We start from the raw sequence: 20,975 nt of genomic DNA, 5'->3' as shown, positions 1-20,975 counted from the left end.
ATGCGTCAGCATCCGTTGGGTATTTACGAAAAAGCGCTGTCGAAAGATCTCACCTGGCCGGAACGTCTGGTGCTGGCGAAAAGCTGCGGGTTTGATTTTGTCGAAATGTCGGTTGATGAAACTGACGAACGTCTGTCACGTCTTGAGTGGAGCACCACGCAGCGTGCATCGCTGGTTGAAGCCATGCTGGAAACCGGCGTGTCGATTCCATCCATGTGCTTATCTGCCCACCGTCGTTTCCCGTTTGGTAGCCGCGATGAAGCCGTGCGCGAGCGCGCCCGCGAAATCATGACCAAAGCCATCAGGCTGGCGCGTGATTTAGGTATCCGCACCATTCAGCTTGCTGGCTATGACGTTTACTACGAAGAACACGACGAGGGCACCCAGCAGCGCTTCGCAGAAGGGCTGGCGTGGGCGGTGGAACAAGCCGCTGCGGCACAGGTGATGCTGGCAGTGGAGATCATGGACACCGCCTTTATGAACTCGATCAGCAAATGGAAAAAGTGGGACGACATGCTCGCTTCACCGTGGTTTAGCGTTTACCCGGATGTCGGAAACCTGAGCGCGTGGGGCAACGATGTCACCGCCGAGCTGACGTTGGGCATTGACCGTATTGCCGCAATCCACCTGAAAGATACCCAACCCGTCACTGAAAACAGCCCGGGACAGTTCCGCGATGTGCCGTTTGGCGAAGGCTGTGTTGATTTTGTCGGCGTGTTTAACACGCTGAACCAACTGAACTATCGCGGCGCGTTTCTGATTGAAATGTGGACTGAAAAAGCAAAAGAGCCCGTACTGGAAATCATCCAGGCGCGTCGCTGGATTGAAGCCCGTATGCAGGAAGGAGGCATGACATGTTAGAACAACTCAAAGCTGAAGTGCTGGCAGCAAACCTGGCGCTTCCCGCCCACCAGCTGGTGACATTTACCTGGGGCAACGTCAGCGCGGTCGATCGCGAAAGCGGGCTAATGGTGATCAAACCCTCCGGCGTAGAGTATGACGTGATGACCGCAAACGACATGGTGGTGGTTGATCTTGCCACGGGTGCGGTAGTCGAAGGCAGCAAAAAGCCCTCCTCCGACACGCCAACGCATCTTGCATTGTATCGCCGTTACCCTGAGATTGGCGGCATAGTCCATACGCATTCCCGCCACGCCACAATCTGGTCGCAGGCGGGTTTGGATTTACCTGCATGGGGCACCACGCATGCCGACTACTTTTATGGCGCGATCCCCTGCACACGGCTGATGACCACGGCTGAAATAGCCGGGGAATACGAATATCAGACGGGGGAAGTGATCATCAAAACCTTCGAGGAGCGCGACTTAAACCCGATGCAAATTCCGGCAGTGCTGGTCCATTCTCACGGTCCGTTCGCCTGGGGAAAAAATGCGGCCGATGCAGTACACAACGCGGTGGTGCTGGAAGAGTGCGCCTGTATGGGCCTGTTTTCACGTCAGCTGGCACCGCAGCTACCGGTGATGCAACAGGAGCTACTGGACAAGCACTACCTTCGCAAGCACGGGGCGAATGCCTATTACGGGCAGTAATCACCCGGAATTGATGTGTTCCTTACAGTACCGCCGTTTCCAGACGGCGGGTGTTAAGCCCGTGTGTTTGGTAAATATCTGCCGGAAATAGCCCACGTCATTAAACCCGCAGCGGGTTGCCACTTCGGTGAGCGATGCAGAGCCATCCAGTAACAGCTTTTCCGCCGCCCTGACGCGCTGGCGATGTATCGCCTCCGTCAGGGTTAAGTGAAAAGTGCGACGAAACACGCGCCCCAGATAATCGGCATTACAGTGCAACTCTCTGGCGAGCTTCGAAGTAGAGAGGGGTAAATGAAATTGTGTGCGAATAAGCTGTTTCGCCTTCCACGCCATTGCGGCTCCAGCCTCATCCATTTTGTCCTCATACCCCGAAGAGAGCGAAACTTGCTGCAAAATCAGGAGTAAAAGGAGCTCCAGCGCCATACTACGCTGTAATTTTTCCTGCTCACTCAGAAACTGACGGAACAGAGAAATGACATATTGCGCATCCCTGACGCTGCAATGCTGTTCTATTGCCAGAGAGGGGGAGCCCTGCCCTGTGTTTTCCACTTCGAAGTGCAGCCAGTAGAATTTGAGATCTGCCGGGAAATCCTCCACACCAACGTGCCGCCGATCCGGCCAAAGCAATAAACTTTCTCCAGTCTTCACCTCAAAAAGGGTGTTTTCCTCCAGGATCGTTAACGTCCCTTTTTCGACAAAAATTATTTCCCACGACGCCAGCTTTCGCGCCGGATGACGACCCACACCTCGGGAAATAAATAACCCGCCATTTTGTACCTTAATCGGAAGCGCTATGGATAATTCAAGCATCGGTATTCACCATCCCGCTTTTATCGTCATGGAAATTGAGTTTATTCATTGATTATTAATAAATATTAATATCCCTTCCCGATCCAACTCACATTTTTAGCATCAGGTCGGAATTGTCATCTTTTTATACTTTTCCCTTCCCTTGTTGGCCCTGTCGTTCGGTGCAGAATAAATGGAGTACCTTGCATAAATACGATAAAAATCGATTACCGAGGAGTTACCTCATGACTTCCACACCGATTACAGAATCTGACGTTGCACAACCGGCAATAGATGACCGCCTGTCAGTTCGCGAAAAAATAGGCTACGGCCTGGGTGACGCGGGCGGCACGGTCATTACCTGTCTTATCATGAACTTTCTCACCTTTTTCTATACCGATATTTTTGGTCTGACGCCTGCGCTCGTTGGCACGCTATTTATTGCCTTGCGTGTATTTGACGCCATTTCCGACCCGGTAATGGGCGTGATTGCTGACCGCACGCAAAGCCGGTGGGGACGTTTTCGCCCCTGGCAGCTGTGGGTCGCGTTCCCGATTGGGATCATCGGCGTACTGACCTTCACCGTCCCGGAAGCCAGCATGGGAGTAAAAATTACCTGGGCGTTCGGTACCTATTTACTGTTATCCGTAGGCTATACCGCCATCAACGTGCCCTACTGCGCGCTGATCAACACCATGACAACCCGACACAACGAGGTGATCTCCTGCCAGTCATGGCGTTTTGTGCTGTGCGGCGTTGCCGGATTTTTAGTGTCTGTTGGTCTGCCGTGGCTGGTATCCGTATTAGGCCAGGGTAATGCCGCGAAGGGTTATCAGCTTGGCGTGGGCGTGCTGTGCGCCGTCGCCGTGGTGATGTTCCTGTGCTGCTTTTTCTGGGTACGTGAGCGTGTCCCGCTGGCACTGATGGGTAAATTCACTCTGCGCGAGCACCTGGCTGGCCTGCGTAAAAACGACCAACTGCTGTTAATGCTGGTGATGTCCTTCCTGCTGATCAACGTTTTTAACATCCGCGGCAGCGGGTACATGTATTTCATCACCTACGTGCTTCAGGGCAGCACCGCCTACACCTCACTGTTTTTTACCATGGTGACCTTTGCGGCCATTCTTGGGGCGGTGATCGTTAACCCGCTGTCCCGCCGTTTTGATACGGTCAAACTTTACTATTACACCAACCTGGTGCTGGCCGTGCTCGCGGCGGGAATGTGGTTCCTGCCCGGCGGACCAAATTACCAGACGCTCTGGCTGATTGTAATCCTGAGCAACGGCGTCATCCTGGGTTTTACGCTGCCGCTGCACTTCTCGTTGATGGCCTTCGCCGACGACTACGGCGAATGGAAAAACGGCGTGCGCTCGTCGGGCATGAACTTCGCCTTTAACCTGTTTTTCATCAAGCTCGCATGGGCTTCCAGCGCCGGGATCATCAGCCTGGTGTTTATCGCCGTAGCCTATCAACCTGGTGCCGGTAACCAGACGCCGGCATCTCTGCAAGGTATCACCGCCATGGAGACATTACTCCCTGCTCTTTTCCACCTGCTGCTGGCTGTCTCAATTCGCTGGTGCAGACTCAACAATCCAATGATGTCGCGCATTGCCACCGACCTGCGCCAGCGTCACGTACAGTCCTGAGGAGAACAAGATGTCCATAATGGAAGCCGACCTGCATAAACTGAAAATTAACGACCCGTTTCTCGGACAATATCAACGGCTGGTACGCGATGTGGTGATCCCCTACCAGTGGGATGCGCTGAACGATCGCGTGACGGAAGCCGAACCCAGCCACGCCATCACCAACTTCCGTATTGCGGCGGGTCTGGAGAAAGGCGAATTCTACGGCATGGTGTTTCAGGACAGTGACGTAGCAAAATGGCTGGAAGCCGTAGCGTGGTCCCTGTGTCAGAAGCCTGACTCAGACCTGGAAAAAACTGCTGATGAGGTAATTGAGCTGGTTGCGGCGGCACAATGCGAAGACGGTTATCTCAACACCTATTTCACGGTGAAAGCCCCTGAAGCGCGCTGGACGAATCTGGCTGAATGCCACGAGCTGTATTGTGCCGGACACATGATTGAGGCTGGCGTTGCATATTTTCAGGGAACCGGAAAACGCCGTCTGCTGGAGGTGGTGTGCAAACTGGCCGATCACATCGACAGCGTGTTTGGCCCCGGCGAGAACCAGCTACACGGTTATCCGGGTCACCCGGAAATAGAGCTGGCGCTGATGCGGTTGTACGACATCACGCAGGAGCCACGCTACCTGGCACTGGTGAAATATTTCATCGAACAACGCGGTGTACAGCCTCACTTCTATGATATCGAATACGAGAAGCGCGGCAGAACATCATACTGGAACACCTACGGGCCCGCCTGGATGGTCAAGGACAAAGCCTACAGCCAGGCGCATCAGCCGCTTGCTGAACAAGAAACGGCCATCGGCCACGCGGTGCGTTTTGTCTACCTGATGGCGGGCATGGCGCATCTGGCGCGCCTGAGTCATGACGAAGGAAAACGCCAGGACTGCCTGCGGCTGTGGAACAACATGGCCCAGCGCCAGCTGTACATTACCGGCGGGATTGGGTCGCAAAGCAGCGGGGAAGCCTTTAGCAGCGATTACGATCTGCCCAACGATACGGTATATGCCGAAAGCTGCGCCTCCATCGGTCTGATGATGTTTGCCCGCCGGATGCTGGAAATGGAGGCCGACGGTCACTACGCCGACGTGATGGAGCGCGCGCTATATAACACGGTACTCGGCGGCATGGCGCTGGACGGTAAGCACTTCTTCTATGTAAACCCGCTGGAAGTACATCCAAAAACCCTGACGTTCAACCATATCTACGATCACGTAAAACCCGTCCGCCAGCGCTGGTTTGGCTGCGCCTGTTGCCCGCCGAATATCGCCCGCGTGCTGACGTCGCTGGGGCATTACATTTATACCGTTCGCCAGGATGCGCTTTTTATTAATCTCTACGTCGGCAACGATGTCGTTATTCCGGTTGGCGATGAAACCCTGGCGCTGCGGATTAGCGGTAACTACCCGTGGCATGAACAGGTAAAAATCGAAATTACCTCACCTGTACCCGTCACGCATACGCTAGCCCTGCGGCTGCCGGACTGGTGCGCGGCGCCTGGCGTATCGTTGAACGGTGAAGACACTACAGGTGAAATTTCACGGGGATATCTCTACCTGACCCGAAACTGGCAAGAAGGAGATGTCGTCACGCTGACGCTACCGATGCCCGTTCGCCGGGTGTATGGGAACCCGCAGGTACGCCAGCAGGCAGGGAAAGTCGCGCTACAGCGCGGACCGCTGGTTTACTGCCTGGAAGAAGCGGATAACGGTGCCAATCTGCATAACCTTTCCTTGCCGCAAGACAGCGAGTTCCGGGTCTTTGAAGGGAAAGGGATTTTCGCGCACAAGATGCTGATACAGGCAGAGGGGATTGGCTGTCACGTGAAGGACAAGGATGCGCTGTGGCAGTATGACCGCTCGCCAGTACAACGTCAGCCCCAGACGCTGACCTTTATTCCCTGGTTTAGTTGGGCTAACCGGGGAGAAGGAGAAATGCGGATTTGGGTGGATGAAGCATAAACAAAAATAATGTCACCTTTATTAATATATAATATTTTTATCGAGCTCGGTGATGCCGAGCTCACTGATTATCATAGATTGAAAGACAATGTGATCTAACCCTCGGTATTGTTTTTTTGCAGCCGTTCAACTCAGACATACCATTGTCTGACATGCATTTTAGTGTTATTCCATAAAGACACACAGCTCAAAATAAGGATATCCCATGGAATTCACTGAAAGGTTAAATGCCTTATCAAATAAAATCAAACAACAACTTGATGTAATTAATACTGAAGAAGCAACAAAAACTGCATTTGTAATGCCGTTCATTCATAACGTTCTGGGCTATGATGTTTTTGATCCTTCAGAGGTGACACCTGAGTTTGTCTGTGACATCGGTACAAAAAAAGGTGAGAAAATCGATTATGCTATAATGAAAAACAATGATGTACAGATACTTATTGAATGTAAGAAAATTGGCGAACCATTGAATATAAATCATGCCTCGCAGTTATTCAGGTATTTTCATGTAACAAATGCCAGAATCTCAATCCTCACCAATGGACAAAACTATAAATTCTTTACCGATCTGGATGCTCCTAATAAAATGGATGAAAAACCTTTTTTGGAGGTAGATCTTCTTGATATTGACGAAAATATAATACCTGAGTTAAAAAAATTAACTAAATCTTCGTTTGATTTGGAATCAATTATCAATGCTGCTGGTGAATTAAAATATGTCAGCCAAATCAAAAAAATCCTGCATTCTCAGCTAAATAACCCTGAAGATGACTTTGTGAAATTTTTTGCATCCCGAGTTTATGATGGGATTCTCACCCAAAAAGTCAGAGAGTCTTTTTTAAATTTGACTAAAAAAGCTGCAAGCCAGTACATAAATGATCAGGTAAATGAGCGCCTCAAGTCAGCCATTACAGGCATAACCCCAGCGATCATCGAAACTCCAAATGAGTCATCGCATATTGAGGAAGACGAACATAAAGACGAAAGCGATGTGGTAACAACGCTAGAGGAGCTCGAGGGATATCATATTGTTAAAGCAATCACCAGAGCGGTACTGGAGGCACCTCGTATCACTCACAGAGATACCAAAAGCTACTTTGGTATCCTTGTGGATGATAACAACCGCAAACCCCTTTGCCGATTGCATTTTAATCGCACGCAAAAATACATCGGACTTTTCGACATAGAAAAAAACGAAACGCGTCACCCAATAACGACAGTCGATGATATCTATTCCTTTGCAGATATCCTGAAAGCAACAGCAGCTCTGTATAATTAATTTTTACCGGGGCAGCACGCGACGTGCTGCCTCAGCCAGAAATGCGCTTCGGTTGCTAAACTGAGGATGCTCACTGACAAAGGAATCAATCTTTACCAGTAAACGACGGGGCATGGTGATGTTGATACGCTCTGCCCTGCCATCAAACTGTTTCATATCAATGTCCACCAGCAGCCATTGCCCACCAATGAAGTCATCAGGACGACTTTCCAGATGTGTATCAACATTACCCGGAAGAGGCAATGTTTCCTCCACTTCAAACAGCGCTTCAAAGTGTGCTGTGAGAGCATCACGAGCATCCTGAAAAGCCTCATCCAGGGAAACACCTGCAAAAAAACAACCTGGAACGTCAGGGAAAAAACCGCTGGCACTTCCGTCTGAGTCAGAATGAATGTAAGCCGGATAAAACATAACTACTCCTGATATCAGTGTTTAATCCCCGCCTGCCGCCAGATCTGCGCGAGAGTGCCCGGTTTAATATCCTTCTTAGGATGTGGGACTGTAACCAGCCCTTTCTGTTCGGGATGGCGAAACTGATGATGGCTTCCTTTCGTTCTGACACATTTCCAGCCATGGCCGATCAGAACAGTAATCACATCCGCACTTTTCACATCCCAATCCTTCCATGATTATACACATGACACACACCATCACTACCGGGTCGAATCACATTAGCGTATTGAGAAACATCAGTGCAGGCGCTTTTGTCGGAACAGGAAGAAGCATCGGGAAAAGAAAAGAGGATTACAGTCGATTGCAGATAAAAATGCAGGGGCTATCGTAAGCCGGGTAAGGCGAAGCCGCCACCCGGCTTTATCGCATCAGAAACGCCAGGTCAGGCCGGTCATCAGCGCGAAGCTGTCGTCACGGTCGATCATCGGGCTGTTCTTCACGTCATCAGGTAACACGGTATAAACCGCGCTGGCGTTAAGGAACAGTTTCTGGGTTAACTGATATTTAGCCGCCAGACCAACGTATGGCGTCCAGCTGTCACCCGCGGTGTATTCGTCCAGGCCTGAACGACGAGACTCACTGCCGGATACCCCGTAGTAGTAGTCGTTATAGCTCTCATCGCTATAGAAAATACCGACAGATGGCGTCAGTGTCAGGCGTTCCATACGGATTGGACGGAAGTAGGATACCTCACCGATCACGCCGCCGCTTTCATCCGTGGCATCACCAGAGACCGCCACTTTCAGCGAACCCCAGCTTTCATGGCGGTAGTATGCACCACCGAGGAAGGCAGAGGCTTTTCGCTCATCAAGCTTTTTCATCTGATGGTCGTCGTTGTCATCAGGATCAAAGTGGAGCGGCATCCAGGATGCGGTCAGGCTGAATTCATTTTTTTCATCTTTCCACAGGATCCACCCTCCTGTGGTCTGGCGCACATAGAAACGATCGCCTTCGTAGCTAATTAACGGTACTGCCGTTGTATTTTCATTATATCCTTTGTAAGGAGACTCATTAAATACAGCCCCCGCTCCAAGTGAAAAGTCACCGGCCATTGCAGATGATGTTGCAAATAACGTGGCAGCGATGAGTAAATTGTATTTAATAGTCATTACATGTAATCCATTTAAACGCCAAACAAGCGAGGCGAATAATAATGGTTACAAATTTGTCAATGCAACGCTGCGCTTTATATAATATTATATATAAAATCATATAGATTGGTGTGCATGATGAGTAAATTACAACTAAAGCCACGCGAATTAAAAATTATATCCGTCATCGCAGCAACCCACAGTATTGGCGATGCCGCCGCCCTGCTGGGCATGGCGCAGGCCAACGTCAGTAAATATCTCTCTGATTTTGAAACACGGGTTGGACTTAAGGTTTTTGAGCGCACCACGCGCCAGCTGGCCCTGACCCAGTTCGGTGAAGCATTACTCCCTTACATTAACGCCTCGCTGGACAAAAACAGCCAACTTGTTAATTTCATTGCTGATTACAAGCACGAAAAACGTGGAAAAGTGACAATCTATGCCCCTACGGGCATTGTGACCTACCTCGCGCGACACGTGATCCACAAGATAGAGGACATCGGTGATATCCGCATCTCCCTGAAAACGTACAACCTGGATCGGAATGAATATTCAGAAGGTGTTTCCTTTCCTGATGACTGCGATATTTTAATCACCTATGCGCAACCGAAAGACGAAAGTCTGGTTGCGAGTGTTTTAACAAAATATTCGGTCACAGCATTTGCAACCAAAGAGTATTTAAATAAACACCCCTTAACGGGACCTGAAGATTTAATTAACCACTCCTGTATTCTTATAGACTCCATGCTGGTTGATGATGCAAACATCTGGCGTTTCCGCGTGCATGGCAGCGATGAGATCCATGATTATAGAGTGACCGGAAACTATATTTGCGACAATACGCAGACGGCCCTGGAACTGGCAAGAAATAACCTTGGAATTGTTTTTGCTCCCAAAGAGAGCCTGAAAAAAGAATTAACGCAGGGAATGTTGGTCCCTTGCTTCCCGCATCAGGAGGAGTGGTGGCTCGACCTGACGACCATATTCCGCAAGCGCGAATATCAACCCTGGCGTGTGCAATACGTCCTGGATGGCGTACTAAACTGCCTGCGCCAGCAAATTGCTCAGGCCGTCAATGGACGGCCTGAGCGGAGTGATTAGAACAGTCCCAAAGGTTTATCGGAATAACTGACCAGTAGACATTTTGTCTGCTGGTAATGCTCCAGCATCATCTTGTGCGTTTCACGCCCGATGCCCGATTGCTTATAACCACCAAATGCCGCATGCGCCGGATAGGCATGGTAGCAGTTAGTCCATACGCGCCCGGCCTGAATGCCTCTTCCCATCTTATAAGCCAGATTACCGTTGCGGCTCCAGACACCCGCCCCCAGGCCATACGGTGTGTCATTCGCAATTTCCAGTGCCTCCTCCATCGTTTTGAAGGTCGTCACTGCCAGCACCGGTCCGAAAATTTCCTCCTGGAAGACTCGCATATTGTTCTTACCGAACAGGATCGTCGGCTCAAGATAATACCCTTCCTGCAGATCCCCACCGAGCACTTTACGGCGGCCACCGGTCAGGATATCTGCCCCTTCTTTCTTGCCGATATCAATATAGTTGAGGATCGTTTCCAGTTGTCCATGAGAAACCTGCGCCCCCATCTGGGTGACACTATCAAGCGGGTTACCGCTGCGGATAGACTCCACACGACGGATCGCGCGCTCCATAAAGCGCTCGTAAATAGACTCCTGAACCAGCGCCCGGCTCGGGCAAGTGCACACTTCCCCCTGATTGAAGGCAAATAGAGCAAACCCTTCCAGGGCTTTATCGAAGAAGGCATCTTCTTCATCCATCACATCGGCAAAGAAAATATTCGGAGACTTACCGCCCAGTTCCAGCGTTACCGGAATGATGTTCTGCGTCGCGTACTGCATGATCTGCTGACCCACTTCCGTCGACCCGGTAAATGCCACTTTGGCGATACGTTTTGAGGTCGCCAGATATTCACCAATTTCACCTCCGGCACCGTTCACCACGTTGACCACCCCCGGTGGCAGCAGATCGCCAATCACTTCCATCAATAACAGGACCGACAGCGGGGTCAGGCGCGCCGGTTTAAGTACAATACAGTTCCCGGCAGCCAGCGCAGGTGCCATTTTCCAGCTCGCCATCAGCAGCGGGAAGTTCCACGGAATAATTTGCCCTACTACGCCCAAAGGCTCGTGGAAGTGATACGCCACGGTATCGCTGTCGACCTCACTGATTCCGCCCTCCTGAGCACGAATACAGGAAGCAAAATAGCGGAAGTGGTCAATGGCCAGCGGCACATCTGCCGCCATTGTTTCCCGGATAGGCTTGCCGTTATCCCAGGTTTCCGCCGTCGCCAGCAGCTCCAGATTTTGCTCCATCCGGTCGGCAAACTTGAACAATATGGCCGCACGGTCCTGGACGGAAGTATGGCCCCATTTATCTTTCGCTTTATGCGCCGCATCCAGCGCCAGATCGATATCACGCTTGCCGGAGCTGGCTATCTCACAAAGCGGCTGACCGGTGACGGGGGTCAGGTTGGAATAGTATTCGCCGTCGACGGGAGCCACCCAGGCACCGCCAATAAAGTTGTCATAACGGGGTTTCAGCTTGAGGGGAAAACCATACTCGCCAGGCTGGATACGCGATGAGGGAGGATTGTTTGTCATGACCGTCTCCTTGCTGTTGGTGTACAACAAGGGTAGTCCCGACTGACGATTTTCTCGCCAGCCGGTGACGGGTTTACGACAAGGGTCACATCGCGGCGCGGTAAATTTCCATTATCTCTTCATGGGTCGCCTGAACCGGGTTGGTGAACCCACAGGCATCCTTCAGCGCATTGGTTGCCAGGACCGGAATATCTTCCTCTTTGACGTTCAGTTCGCGAAGGCCCGCCGGGATATTGACCTTGCGGGCCAGCGCACGGATCTCAACGATGCAGGCCTGGGCTCCCTGCATGTCGGTCATCTCACTCACATTCACGCCCATGGCTTTTGCACAGTCGCGCAGACGCCCCGCCGCAGCCTTGCTGTTAAACACCTGAACGTGTGGAAGCAGTACAGCATTACAGACGCCATGCGGCAGATCGTAGAAGCCACCCAACTGATGCGCCATCGCGTGTACATAGCCTAGTGAAGCATTGTTAAACGCCATTCCAGCGAGGAATTGTGCATAGGCCATCGCTTCACGCGCCTGAGCGTTACTGCCATCTTCAACGGCATGTACCAGGTTTTCACTAATCATCGTCACCGCTTTCAGCGCGCAGGCATCGGTAATAGGTGTGGCCGCCACAGACACATACGCTTCAATCGCATGCGTCAGGGCATCCATACCGGTTGCCGCTGTCAGTGAGGGTGGCATTCCTGACATGAGCGAGGAATCGTTAACGGACAGTACTGGCGTAACGTGCTTATCCACTATCGCCATTTTAATATGACGCGTCTCATCAGTAATAATACAGAAACGCGTCATTTCCGAAGCCGTACCCGCGGTAGTATTAATCGCAATCATCGGCAATTGGGGCTTTGCAGAGCGATCGACACCTTCATAATCACGAATATCACCGCCGTTCACTGCCACCAGCGCAATACCTTTTGCACAATCGTGAGGTGAACCACCACCCAGTGAAATAATACAGTCACACTGATTTGCTTTTAATATTTCCAGACCTGCCGCCACATTTGCTGTCGTCGGATTAGGGTGCGTGCCGTCATACACAACGCTGGAAATATCACGTTCTTTCAGAGCATGTTGAATACTGGAGACCATACCCAGCTTGCTCAGCATGGTATCGGTGACAATCAGCGCGCGGCATCAGCCGTAGTCGCGCATGGTATCCATTGCGGTGTTTAATGAATCAGAACCAATAATATTCACGGAAGGAATATAAAATACAGATGCAGCCATGATATTTCCTCAAAGAGATAAAAATTGTCTGCAGCATAAGGTAAAGATTACTCAAAAAACATGATCAAAAATATGATTTTGCGAAGACCTTCGCAGGTTGAATAAATTTAACCCTGCGAAGGTGTGAATTAATATTTAAATCTCTTTCTATCTATTCTATTTTTGTATTAATTCCTGTTTTATGTTTGCGGAAATAATAGTGAATCGCGTAATAAATGATCATTTCCGCGACGGCGAGTAAACCCGATACGGTTGAAATATTCCAGGATCTGGATCGCCAGCTTGCGGCCAACATTCAAACGGTCGCGGAAATCGGCTGCACAGGTAGAGCCTCGTTCCTGATCCAGCTCACGGATCAGGTTGGCAAACGCAACAATGCGATCGTTACGGTAATAACGATCTTTCACGATCGCGACGATAAGCCCCTGCTGCGCCGCATGGCGCAATACCTGGCGCATCACTTGCTCGTCAGTATTCGTTTGGCGGGCCAGATCGCGAACCCACCATGGCTCATCGCCAAACAGTGATGCCACTTTTTGCCATACTGCCTCTTGCTCAGCGGTAAACCCGGCTTTGTGATCCGGCAGATGCAGCCAACCGTGGTGACTTTTAATCGCCCCCGTTTCGCGCATATTTTCAATCAACAGCAGCACCAGAGCATCGTCTTCCATCGGCAGCGCCATGCGGCGCAGACGCTCGCGGCCGGGGCCCGGTTCATCCTGATGCTGTTCATGGTAAGTCGCAAGCGTGTTCAATATTTTACGCTGCCAGTGCGCCGCCACCGGGGCATTCAGCAGGCTGTTGCCAGCCTGAATAAAGCCCGGCTCCTGGGTCAGCTGACGTAAACCTTCCTCACTCAACTGGCGAGCCCATGCAAAGTCAGCAAGATTCACCGCACCGCGCTCGAGATGAACCAGCAGCGCTGTTTTATCATCCGTCGCCTGCGCCAGAGCAGACAGCCATTGCAGATACTCAGGTTTACGCTTGCCACGTCGCGGTGAGTGAAGTGTCACCACTCGCGCCCCGGCCAGCGTTTCCCGCGCTGAAATATCGCGCAGAACAAGACGGTCATTATCCGCAAGCCAGAGTGGTGAATCAAAAACCAGCTCGGCAAGGTCGTTTTCCAGCAGCGAGATGCGTCCGGTAATATGGCTGGCCGCGTGATGAATATGCAGCGGTTGCCATTGAGTCAGCGGCATGTGCGTCTGCAGGGAGACGATCACGCGCTCAGACGGTTCTGGAGGGGTATCAGCCAACAGCCAGTCACCACGGTTAAGCTGGTCTTTTTCCGCATCACCGGCAATATTGAGTGCGATTCGCTGCCCGGCATGAGCATGCTCTACGGGCTGGTTTTGCGCATGTAAACCGCGCACGCGCATCGGTTTGTTCACGCCCGTCAGCCATAAACTGTCACCCACTCTCACTTCGCCGCTTAGCGCCGTACCCGTGACGACCAGACCCGCACCTTTAACGGTAAACGCCCGATCAATCGCCAGACGGAAACGATGATGGCTGGCGTGCTCGCGCGACGACAATTGCTGCAAATGGCGGCGAAGATCGTCGATACCGCGACCTTCAGTCGCTACGGTGACAAAAAGCGGCGCATCCGCAAAACCATATTCCCGTAAGGTCGCCTGTACCGTTTCGCGCACTTCACTGATGCGCGCCTCATCCACGCGATCGGCTTTGGTCAGCACCACGGTCAACTGCGGGTTGCCCGTCAGCTGCAGGATCGCCAGATGCTCGCGCGTTTGTGCCATCACGCCGTCATCGCAGGCCACCACCAGCAGGGCATGATCGATCCCCCCCACGCCCGCCAGCATGTTTGAAAGAAACTTTTCATGCCCCGGAACATCAATAAAGCCCAGCACGCGACCATCAGGCTGCGGCCAGTAGGCATAGCCCAGATCGATGGTCATGCCGCGCTTTTTCTCTTCCGGAAGACGATCGGCATTTACGCCCGTAATCGCCTGCAATAACGTGGTTTTTCCGTGGTCGACGTGACCGGCGGTGGCAATAATCATTTCAACAACATCTCCAGAAATCGCTCTTCATCTTCAAGGCAGCGTAGATCCAGCCACATTCTGCCGTCGTAAATCCGCCCGATAACCGGCGTCGGCAACGCGCGCCAGCGCGACGACAGGGTTTCAAGGTGGCTACCGTGCCCGTCACGCGGGGTGAACGTGAGCGCTTCACTCGGCAGTCTGTCCACTGGCAGTGAACCGCTGCCAATCTGCGACTGGCAGGGTTCAATGCGAACGTCAAAATCAGGATAATGAGGGGCAACTCGGGGTAGCAGCAATTCACCCTGTGCACGAATTGAAGCGGCATCCCGGGTTAGCAAACGCAGCGTGGGCAGGCGGTCAGCCAGTTTCTCCGGATGCAGATAGAGCCGCAATGTCGCTTCCAGTGCCGCGAGCGTCATTTTATCCGCGCGCAGGGCTCGCTTGAGCGGATGCTGCTGCAACTGCGCAATCAGCTCACGCTTACCCACTATTATCCCCGCCTGCGGCCCCCCCAGCAGTTTGTCGCCGGAAAAGCTCACCAGGCTGACACCCGCCGCAATCATCTCTTGTGGCATCGGCTCTTTTGGCAAACCGTACTGGCTGAGATCGACCAGGGAACCACTACCGAGATCGGCAATCACCGGTATATTCAGCTCGCGTCCAATCGCTGCCAGCTCAGCTTCTTCAACGGTTTTGGTGAAACCTTCAATATGGTAATTGCTGGTATGAACCTTCATCAGCAGGGCGGTATTTTCATTCACCGCCGCGCGATAATCTTTCGCATGAGTGCGGTTAGTGGTGCCCACTTCATGCAGCGAACAGCCCGCCTGACGCATCACGTCCGGAATGCGAAACGCGCCGCCAATCTCAACCAGCTCACCGCGGGAAACCACCACCTCTCTGCCGCTGGCGGTGGCCGCCAGCATCAGCAGCACCGCGGCGGCGTTGTTATTCACAATGCAGGCATCTTCCGCGCCGGTCAGCTGGCAGAGAAGGTCCGCCAGTGCCCGGTCACGATGTCCGCGCCCTGCACCGTCCAGATCGTACTCCAGCGTCACAGGCATTCGCATGGCCTGCACGACCGCAGCAACCGCCTCTTCCGCCTGTTGCGCGCGCCCCAGGTTGGTGTGCAGTACCGTACCCGTCAGGTTAATCACCGGACGAAGTGCACTTTGCGTTTTCTCATCCAGCCGCTTTTCAACTTCTTGCTCCCACGCCGCGCACCAGTCAGGCAGTGTGTTTTCTGCCTGAATGTGGTGTCGGGCTTCATCCTGAAGCAACCGTAACATCTCAACCGTCGCGGTATGGCCGAAACGCTCAACAGCAGCATGAATGCGAGGCTCGCGAAGAAGACGGTCGGTAGCGGGAATTTGGCTGTACAGCGAATGATGAGTAGTCATGAAAGCGCCTGGCGAGTAAATATCATCCCCCCTCCCGACGGGAGAGGGAGTTAACATGTGGAGGGATTGTACCGCCTCCGGCAGCGAAGTGTTATAACCCGTATCAAGCCTTTGGCGGTTCGGTGCGGGCAAAACTCTCACGGCTAAAAAGCGTTTCGGCAAGTTTTACCAGCAACGGGCGATCGACACACCAGCCAGGGGAAACATGACGGAAGTTGAGATAACCGATGGCGCAGGCGATCGCTATTGTCGCCAGATCCACTCTGTCAGGCTGGATTTTTCCCTCCTGGATGAGCTGCTCACACATATCCAGGCTGCGGCTGATTTTTTCACGCTGGCGTAGCAGTTCTGTTTCCGACTGTTGGGCGGCGGGTCTTGCCTGCTCGCGTACGGAAGTTAACGCCGCATCCATAATGCCATCGGCCAGGGCTTCAATTTGCTTCACAGCCAGCGCGGCTTTTGGGTCAGCCGGTAGCATTGCCGGGGCGACGCCCAGCAGCTCGATGTACTCCGCAATAATCGGGGAATCAAACCAGTATTCACCCTCGTTCGTCACCAGTGCCGGGACTTTACCTAGTGGGTTGTACTGCGCGACGCCGTTTTCGGCGTTGTAAGGCTGTTCATTGACGAATTCAAATTCAATCCCTTTCTCCAGCAGGAGGATAGAGATTTTTCGCACGAAGGGACTGGTGTAGCTACCGATGAGTTTCATTGCCTGATCCTTGATGCCGGAAAAAAATCAGTATGGATCAAGCGACGAAAAAAGGGCAGGTCTGCATGTCGCATTCCTGCCCTGAAAGGATTAGTGATCGAGGTAGAGGTAGTGCATCCAGCTGGTCATACGCAGTAGCACCTTACGCATCACCGAAACATGGGCGAAATGGTCCGAATAAACCGCCACCTGAGCATAAATACCGTCTGGCAGTGCATCGACATCGGCATTCGGGTCAAGCTCGATAGTCCCCAGCACGCCATCCGTACCCGGAACCACCGTCAGAGACTGCAGCGCACCCTGAGCCTGATATGATCCACCCGGCACCACCGGCAGAATGCTGGTGAGCTTACCGGAGAAGACCTGACCCGGCAGCGCATTGAACACCACTTCAGCTTCATCGCCCGGTTTCAGACGCAGCAGCGAGTTCTGACGGAACTGCGCCACAATCTGACGTTTCTGTTCCGGGATAAAGACCATCACCGGGCGCAGAGGCAGCGCGGCGGCATACGTCCCCGGACGAATCAGTACCTGGGTGATATAGCCATTGCTTGGCGCACGCACTACGGTCTGTTCCAGGTTGTATTTGGCTTCGGCAAGCTGGGCGCGCAAAGAGGCAACCTGAGATTGCTCACCGTTAACCATGCTGTCTAACTGAGTCTGAATTTGCGTCTGTTCGGCGACAGAGCCTTTAACCAGCGCGTCTTGTGCCAGATAGTTCTGGCGCGCATTGTCGATATCGCTTTCAGAGAACGGGTTAACCTTTGCCTGACTGCCTTTCAGGTAGCGCTGATAATCCTTATACAGACGATCGCGTTCCGCAGACACCCGCGTGGTATTGGCGACCGCTTCCGACAGTTGTGCCTTAAGGTTGTCGATGTTGTGCGTCGCAGTGACCAGGTCAGCCTGGAGTCTGTCTACACGCGCCTGGTAGCGACCTGGATCAAGTTTAAATAACACTTCACCTTTTTTAATGAGCTGATTATTTTTATCAGTCACTTCACTGACCACCCCGGTGACCTGCGGCGTAATCGGAATAGAAATAACCGCCTTTTGAGCCGTAAAGGTATACGGGTGGTTATAGTTCATTAACAGGATAAGTCCGGCAACAATAAATATCCCGCCTAATGTCGCGGTGGCGAGCGTCCACTGGTTAACGGGAATACGGAATATTTTAAAAATGGCCCAGGCAAATGCCACATAGGTCAGAATAATCAACAGATCCATGATTAGCGCTCCAGCGTGTTCTTATCAGCAGTGGGTTGTGCCGCTGCCAGCTTTTGTTCAAGCTCCGCCACGCGTTTGGTCAGTGCATCCATGCCCGGTACCTCATCAGGCTTCGAGATGTGGTTCTGCATCCCCCAGCCGCGATCTTCACGGTAAAGCGTGGCCCAGATCCACAGGAACGGCCATATAGCATGGAGCGTAAACAGGCTAATCCATCCTGCCGTATGAATCGCATCGGCATGGGGATGGTTACGTTTTTTGGCCATATTATACGGGATGTCATGAATGGCTATGACGCCGTAAAAAAGGACCAGGAATACAAAAATCAATACGCCCAGCGCAAAATAGTTGAGAAACATATTCTCCTCACTTAAACAACGTCAACTCATTAAATTAATAAAACGGTACGCAACCTAATTAATTTTTTATAGGAACAGTAATCACTTGCTATTTCAGCAGCCGGGGAGTATGGATTTTTATAATATCTCCATGCAAGTTTATAAACGTGTCAAAATATAACCTGAATAATAATAGACTTAACCTTACAATATGAGCGTAATCCACGTTTACACTTTTCGCCATACCACATCTGAAAAGTGGTTTTTTAGCTTTCTGTGTCGCCCCATGCCATCCTGACGCTAAATCGCAAGACAGAATTTGTTAAGGATCACAGCCGGAGAATTCTGCATAAAAATATTTTGTGAAATAAGTCACAATACAGAGACAAATCTGCCAGGATCAAATGTGACAAAAATCACAAAAAAGGGTCGTTTCTGCTCTATTTTTCGTCATCGTATTTTTTTTGCCCACTTACTTTGTGATTCAGATCACCACATTGATATCCACACCCCCTACATTTACGTGACACGCATCACACAAATTTTCGTCATCTGGACAGTTGAACGATTCAGTGCCAGATTTCACAGCATGAACAGGGCCCGGCTACCTCTGCCGCCTCACATTAACAATAAACCTCGGGCCGCAAGCCTAAGCGTAAACAGAAGAAGGGGTGTTTTATGTCATCCGATTTCAAGATCAAAGTACAAAGCTTTGGTCGTTTCCTCAGCAACATGGTGATGCCAAATATCGGCGCGTTTATCGCGTGGGGTATCATCACCGCATTGTTCATTCCGACAGGGTGGTTGCCTAACGAAACGCTGGCGAAACTTGTTGGCCCAATGATTACTTATCTGCTGCCGCTGCTCATCGGTTTCACCGGTGGTCGTCTGGTGGGCGGTGACCGTGGCGGTGTAGTGGGTGCAATCACAACCATGGGTGTGATTGTCGGTGCGGATATGCCAATGTTCCTGGGCGCAATGATTGCGGGTCCTCTGGGCGGTTGGGCAATCAAACACTTTGATTCCTGGGTAGACGGTAAGATTCGCTCTGGCTTCGAAATGCTGGTGAACAACTTCTCCGCAGGCATCATTGGTATGATCCTGGCGATTCTGGCGTTCCTCGGCATTGGCCCTGCGGTTGAAGTGCTGTCCAAAATTCTGGCAGCAGGCGTTAACTTCATGGTTGCGCACGACATGCTGCCGCTGGCGTCTATCTTTGTTGAACCGGCGAAAATCCTGTTCCTTAACAACGCCATCAACCACGGTATCTTCTCACCGCTGGGTATTCAGCAGTCTCATGAGCTTGGCAAATCCATCTTCTTCCTGATTGAAGCGAACCCGGGCCCGGGTATGGGTGTTCTGCTGGCGTACATGTTCTTTGGTCGCGGTAGCGCGAAGCAGTCTGCGGGCGGTGCGGCTATCATTCACTTCCTGGGTGGTATCCACGAAATTTACTTCCCGTACGTGCTGATGAATCCGCGTCTGATCCTGGCCGTTATCCTCGGCGGTATGACCGGTGTGTTCACACTGAGCGTGCTGGGCGGTGGTCTGGTTTCTCCGGCGTCTCCGGGTTCTATCCTGGCGGTACTGGCGATGACGCCAAAAGGGGCTTACTTCGCAAACATCGCGGCTATCTGTGCAGCAATGGCGGTCTCCTTCGTGGTCTCTTCTATCCTGCTGAAAACCAGCAAAGTGAAAGAAGATGATGATATCGAAGCGGCTACCCGTCGTATGCACGACATGAAAGCGGAATCCAAAGGTGCTACACCGCTGGCGGCTGGTGATGTCTCTAACGACCTGAGCCACGTGCGTAAAATCATCGTTGCCTGTGACGCCGGTATGGGTTCCAGCGCAATGGGTGCAGGTGTGCTGCGTAAGAAAGTGCAGGATGCGGGTCTGACTAACATCTCTGTGACCAACAGCGCCATCAACAGTCTGCCACCGGATGTGGACCTGGTTATCACGCACCGCGATCTGACCGAACGCGCCATGCGTCAGGTTCCGCAGGCACAGCATATTTCGCTGACCAACTTCCTCGACAGCGGCCTGTACACCAGCCTGACCGAGCGTCTGGTTGCCGCGCAGCGTCACGAAGACAACGAAGTGAAAGTGCGCTCCAGCCTGCAGGACAGTTTCGACGAGAGCAACGCCCACCTGTTCAAACTGGGTGCGGAGAACATCTTCCTCGGTCGTACTGCTGCTACCAAAGAAGAGGCGATTCGCTTTGCCGGTGAGCAACTGGTGAAAGGTGGCTACGTTCAACCTGAATACGTTGATGCGATGCTGGAACGTGAAAAGCTGACACCAACCTACCTGGGTGAATCCATCGCGGTTCCGCACGGTACGGTTGAAGCGAAAGATCGCGTGCTGAAAACCGGCGTCGTATTCTGTCAGTATCCGCAGGGTGTGCGCTTCGGTGAAGAAGAAGACGACATCGCCCGTCTGGTGATTGGTATCGCCGCTCGCAATAACGAGCACATTCAGGTGATTACCAGCCTGACCAACGCCCTGGATGATGAGTCTGTCATTGAGCGTCTGGCCAGCACCACCAGCGTGGAAGAAGTACTGGCGCTGCTGAACAAGTAAGCCCATTTCCGCCCTCTCCCCACAGGGAGAGGGCTAGGGTGAGGGGAAAGTTATGCGGTTCC

17 protein-coding genes and 1 pseudogene are annotated in these 20,975 nt (G+C 52.1%); 7 read left to right on the top strand and 11 right to left on the bottom strand.

Going from position 1 to position 20,975, the window contains the following annotated elements; all coding sequences use genetic code 11:
• Positions 1–861, top strand: coding sequence for an L-ribulose-5-phosphate 3-epimerase (locus tag LCD46_00720; GenBank protein UOY70910.1), 861 nt, complete (start codon positions 1–3; stop codon positions 859–861).
• Positions 855–1,550, top strand: a complete 696-nt coding sequence (araD, locus tag LCD46_00715; protein ID UOY70909.1) for an L-ribulose-5-phosphate 4-epimerase — start codon at positions 855–857, stop codon at positions 1,548–1,550. The genes LCD46_00720 and araD overlap by 7 nt, the downstream gene beginning before the upstream one ends.
• On the opposite strand, the gene LCD46_00710 is transcribed toward araD, so the two are convergent.
• Positions 1,551–2,360 carry an AraC family transcriptional regulator gene (locus tag LCD46_00710; GenBank protein UOY70908.1) on the bottom strand — a complete coding sequence of 270 codons (810 nt, stop codon included), beginning with the start codon at positions 2,358–2,360 and terminating at the stop codon, positions 1,551–1,553. It abuts the gene before it with no gap.
• Positions 2,361–2,584: 224 nt separating this feature from the next.
• Here LCD46_00710 and LCD46_00705 point away from each other — a divergent pair, with 224 nt between their 5' ends.
• The 3 genes from LCD46_00705 (at position 2,585) to LCD46_00695 (ending at position 7,227) form a co-directional block, all read left to right on the top strand.
• Positions 2,585–3,985 carry an MFS transporter gene (locus LCD46_00705; GenBank protein ID UOY70907.1) on the top strand — a complete coding sequence of 467 codons (1,401 nt, stop codon included), beginning with the start codon at positions 2,585–2,587 and terminating at the stop codon, positions 3,983–3,985.
• Positions 3,986–3,995: 10 nt separating this feature from the next.
• Positions 3,996–5,945, top strand: a complete 1,950-nt coding sequence (locus tag LCD46_00700) for a glycoside hydrolase family 127 protein (protein UOY70906.1) — start codon at positions 3,996–3,998, stop codon at positions 5,943–5,945.
• A gap of 205 nt (positions 5,946–6,150) precedes the next feature.
• Complete coding sequence (locus LCD46_00695) at positions 6,151–7,227, top strand: type I restriction enzyme HsdR N-terminal domain-containing protein (protein ID UOY70905.1); 1,077 nt, start codon at positions 6,151–6,153, stop codon at positions 7,225–7,227.
• Between the two features lie 3 nt (positions 7,228–7,230).
• Here LCD46_00695 and LCD46_00690 read toward each other — a convergent pair whose 3' ends face one another.
• From LCD46_00690 to LCD46_00680, 3 genes are all read right to left on the bottom strand, one after another.
• A complete protein-coding gene (locus tag LCD46_00690) occupies positions 7,231–7,638 on the bottom strand; it encodes a type II toxin-antitoxin system HicB family antitoxin (GenBank protein ID UOY70904.1) in 408 nt (135 codons plus the stop codon).
• A gap of 14 nt (positions 7,639–7,652) precedes the next feature.
• Positions 7,653–7,838: a type II toxin-antitoxin system HicA family toxin gene (locus tag LCD46_00685; protein ID UOY70903.1), complete on the bottom strand. Its 186-nt coding sequence runs from the start codon at positions 7,836–7,838 to the stop codon at positions 7,653–7,655.
• 210 nt (positions 7,839–8,048) lie between these two features.
• The gene (locus LCD46_00680; GenBank protein UOY70902.1) at positions 8,049–8,789 is read right to left on the bottom strand and encodes a MipA/OmpV family protein; all 741 of its coding nucleotides are present in this window, start codon (positions 8,787–8,789) and stop codon (positions 8,049–8,051) included.
• A gap of 117 nt (positions 8,790–8,906) precedes the next feature.
• Between LCD46_00680 and LCD46_00675 the strand changes: the two genes are divergently transcribed.
• A complete protein-coding gene (locus tag LCD46_00675; protein ID UOY70901.1) occupies positions 8,907–9,872 on the top strand; it encodes a LysR family transcriptional regulator in 966 nt (321 codons plus the stop codon).
• On the opposite strand, the gene aldB is transcribed toward LCD46_00675, so the two are convergent.
• From aldB to LCD46_00640, 7 genes and pseudogenes are all read right to left on the bottom strand, one after another.
• Positions 9,869–11,407: an aldehyde dehydrogenase AldB gene (gene aldB, locus LCD46_00670; protein UOY70900.1), complete on the bottom strand. Its 1,539-nt coding sequence runs from the start codon at positions 11,405–11,407 to the stop codon at positions 9,869–9,871. The genes LCD46_00675 and aldB overlap by 4 nt on opposite strands.
• A gap of 85 nt (positions 11,408–11,492) precedes the next feature.
• Positions 11,493–12,644, bottom strand: a pseudogene (gene yiaY / locus LCD46_00665) (L-threonine dehydrogenase).
• 179 nt (positions 12,645–12,823) lie between these two features.
• On the bottom strand, positions 12,824–14,668 hold the full coding sequence (gene selB / locus LCD46_00660; protein ID UOY70899.1) for a selenocysteine-specific translation elongation factor: 1,845 nt from the start codon (positions 14,666–14,668) through the stop codon (positions 12,824–12,826).
• Positions 14,665–16,050 (bottom strand): L-seryl-tRNA(Sec) selenium transferase, encoded by a 1,386-nt coding sequence (gene selA, locus LCD46_00655; protein UOY70898.1) that lies wholly within the window; start codon positions 16,048–16,050, stop codon positions 14,665–14,667. Before selA ends, selB begins: the two co-directional genes overlap by 4 nt.
• A gap of 103 nt (positions 16,051–16,153) precedes the next feature.
• A complete protein-coding gene (locus tag LCD46_00650) occupies positions 16,154–16,762 on the bottom strand; it encodes a glutathione S-transferase (protein ID UOY70897.1) in 609 nt (202 codons plus the stop codon).
• Between the two features lie 90 nt (positions 16,763–16,852).
• Entirely contained in the window at positions 16,853–17,989 is a 1,137-nt protein-coding gene (locus LCD46_00645; GenBank protein ID UOY70896.1) for an HlyD family secretion protein, read from the bottom strand.
• Between the two features lie 2 nt (positions 17,990–17,991).
• Complete coding sequence (locus LCD46_00640) at positions 17,992–18,348, bottom strand: DUF3302 domain-containing protein (protein ID UOY70895.1); 357 nt, start codon at positions 18,346–18,348, stop codon at positions 17,992–17,994.
• Positions 18,349–19,005: 657 nt separating this feature from the next.
• Between LCD46_00640 and LCD46_00635 the strand changes: the two genes are divergently transcribed.
• Entirely contained in the window at positions 19,006–20,913 is a 1,908-nt protein-coding gene (locus tag LCD46_00635; GenBank protein UOY70894.1) for a PTS mannitol transporter subunit IICBA, read from the top strand.
• Positions 20,914–20,975: the final 62 nt, after the last annotated feature.

The sequence above is a fragment of the Enterobacter ludwigii genome, assembly GCA_023023105.1.
GTDB classification, from domain to species: Bacteria; Pseudomonadota; Gammaproteobacteria; order Enterobacterales; family Enterobacteriaceae; genus Enterobacter; species Enterobacter adelaidei.
This window is presented reverse-complemented; position numbering and strand designations above follow the sequence as displayed.

Bases quoted from the DNA above. Each gene is read 5' to 3' on its own strand.
- LCD46_00690 (UOY70904.1), bottom strand. From the start codon at position 7,638: ATGTTTTATCCGGCTTACATTCATTCTGACTCAGACGGAAGTGCCAGC.
- LCD46_00675 (UOY70901.1), top strand. From the start codon at position 8,907: ATGATGAGTAAATTACAACTAAAGCCACGCGAATTAAAAATTATATCC.
- LCD46_00710 (UOY70908.1), bottom strand. From the start codon at position 2,360: ATGCTTGAATTATCCATAGCGCTTCCGATTAAGGTACAAAATGGCGGG.
- aldB (UOY70900.1), bottom strand. From the start codon at position 11,407: ATGACAAACAATCCTCCCTCATCGCGTATCCAGCCTGGCGAGTATGGT.
- LCD46_00635 (UOY70894.1), top strand. From the start codon at position 19,006: ATGTCATCCGATTTCAAGATCAAAGTACAAAGCTTTGGTCGTTTCCTC.
- LCD46_00650 (UOY70897.1), bottom strand. From the start codon at position 16,762: ATGAAACTCATCGGTAGCTACACCAGTCCCTTCGTGCGAAAAATCTCT.
- araD (UOY70909.1), top strand. From the start codon at position 855: ATGTTAGAACAACTCAAAGCTGAAGTGCTGGCAGCAAACCTGGCGCTT.
- LCD46_00700 (UOY70906.1), top strand. From the start codon at position 3,996: ATGTCCATAATGGAAGCCGACCTGCATAAACTGAAAATTAACGACCCG.
- LCD46_00720 (UOY70910.1), top strand. From the start codon at position 1: ATGCGTCAGCATCCGTTGGGTATTTACGAAAAAGCGCTGTCGAAAGAT.
- LCD46_00640 (UOY70895.1), bottom strand. From the start codon at position 18,348: ATGTTTCTCAACTATTTTGCGCTGGGCGTATTGATTTTTGTATTCCTG.
- selA (UOY70898.1), bottom strand. From the start codon at position 16,050: ATGACTACTCATCATTCGCTGTACAGCCAAATTCCCGCTACCGACCGT.
- LCD46_00705 (UOY70907.1), top strand. From the start codon at position 2,585: ATGACTTCCACACCGATTACAGAATCTGACGTTGCACAACCGGCAATA.
- LCD46_00695 (UOY70905.1), top strand. From the start codon at position 6,151: ATGGAATTCACTGAAAGGTTAAATGCCTTATCAAATAAAATCAAACAA.
- LCD46_00645 (UOY70896.1), bottom strand. From the start codon at position 17,989: ATGGATCTGTTGATTATTCTGACCTATGTGGCATTTGCCTGGGCCATT.
- LCD46_00680 (UOY70902.1), bottom strand. From the start codon at position 8,789: ATGACTATTAAATACAATTTACTCATCGCTGCCACGTTATTTGCAACA.
- selB (UOY70899.1), bottom strand. From the start codon at position 14,668: ATGATTATTGCCACCGCCGGTCACGTCGACCACGGAAAAACCACGTTA.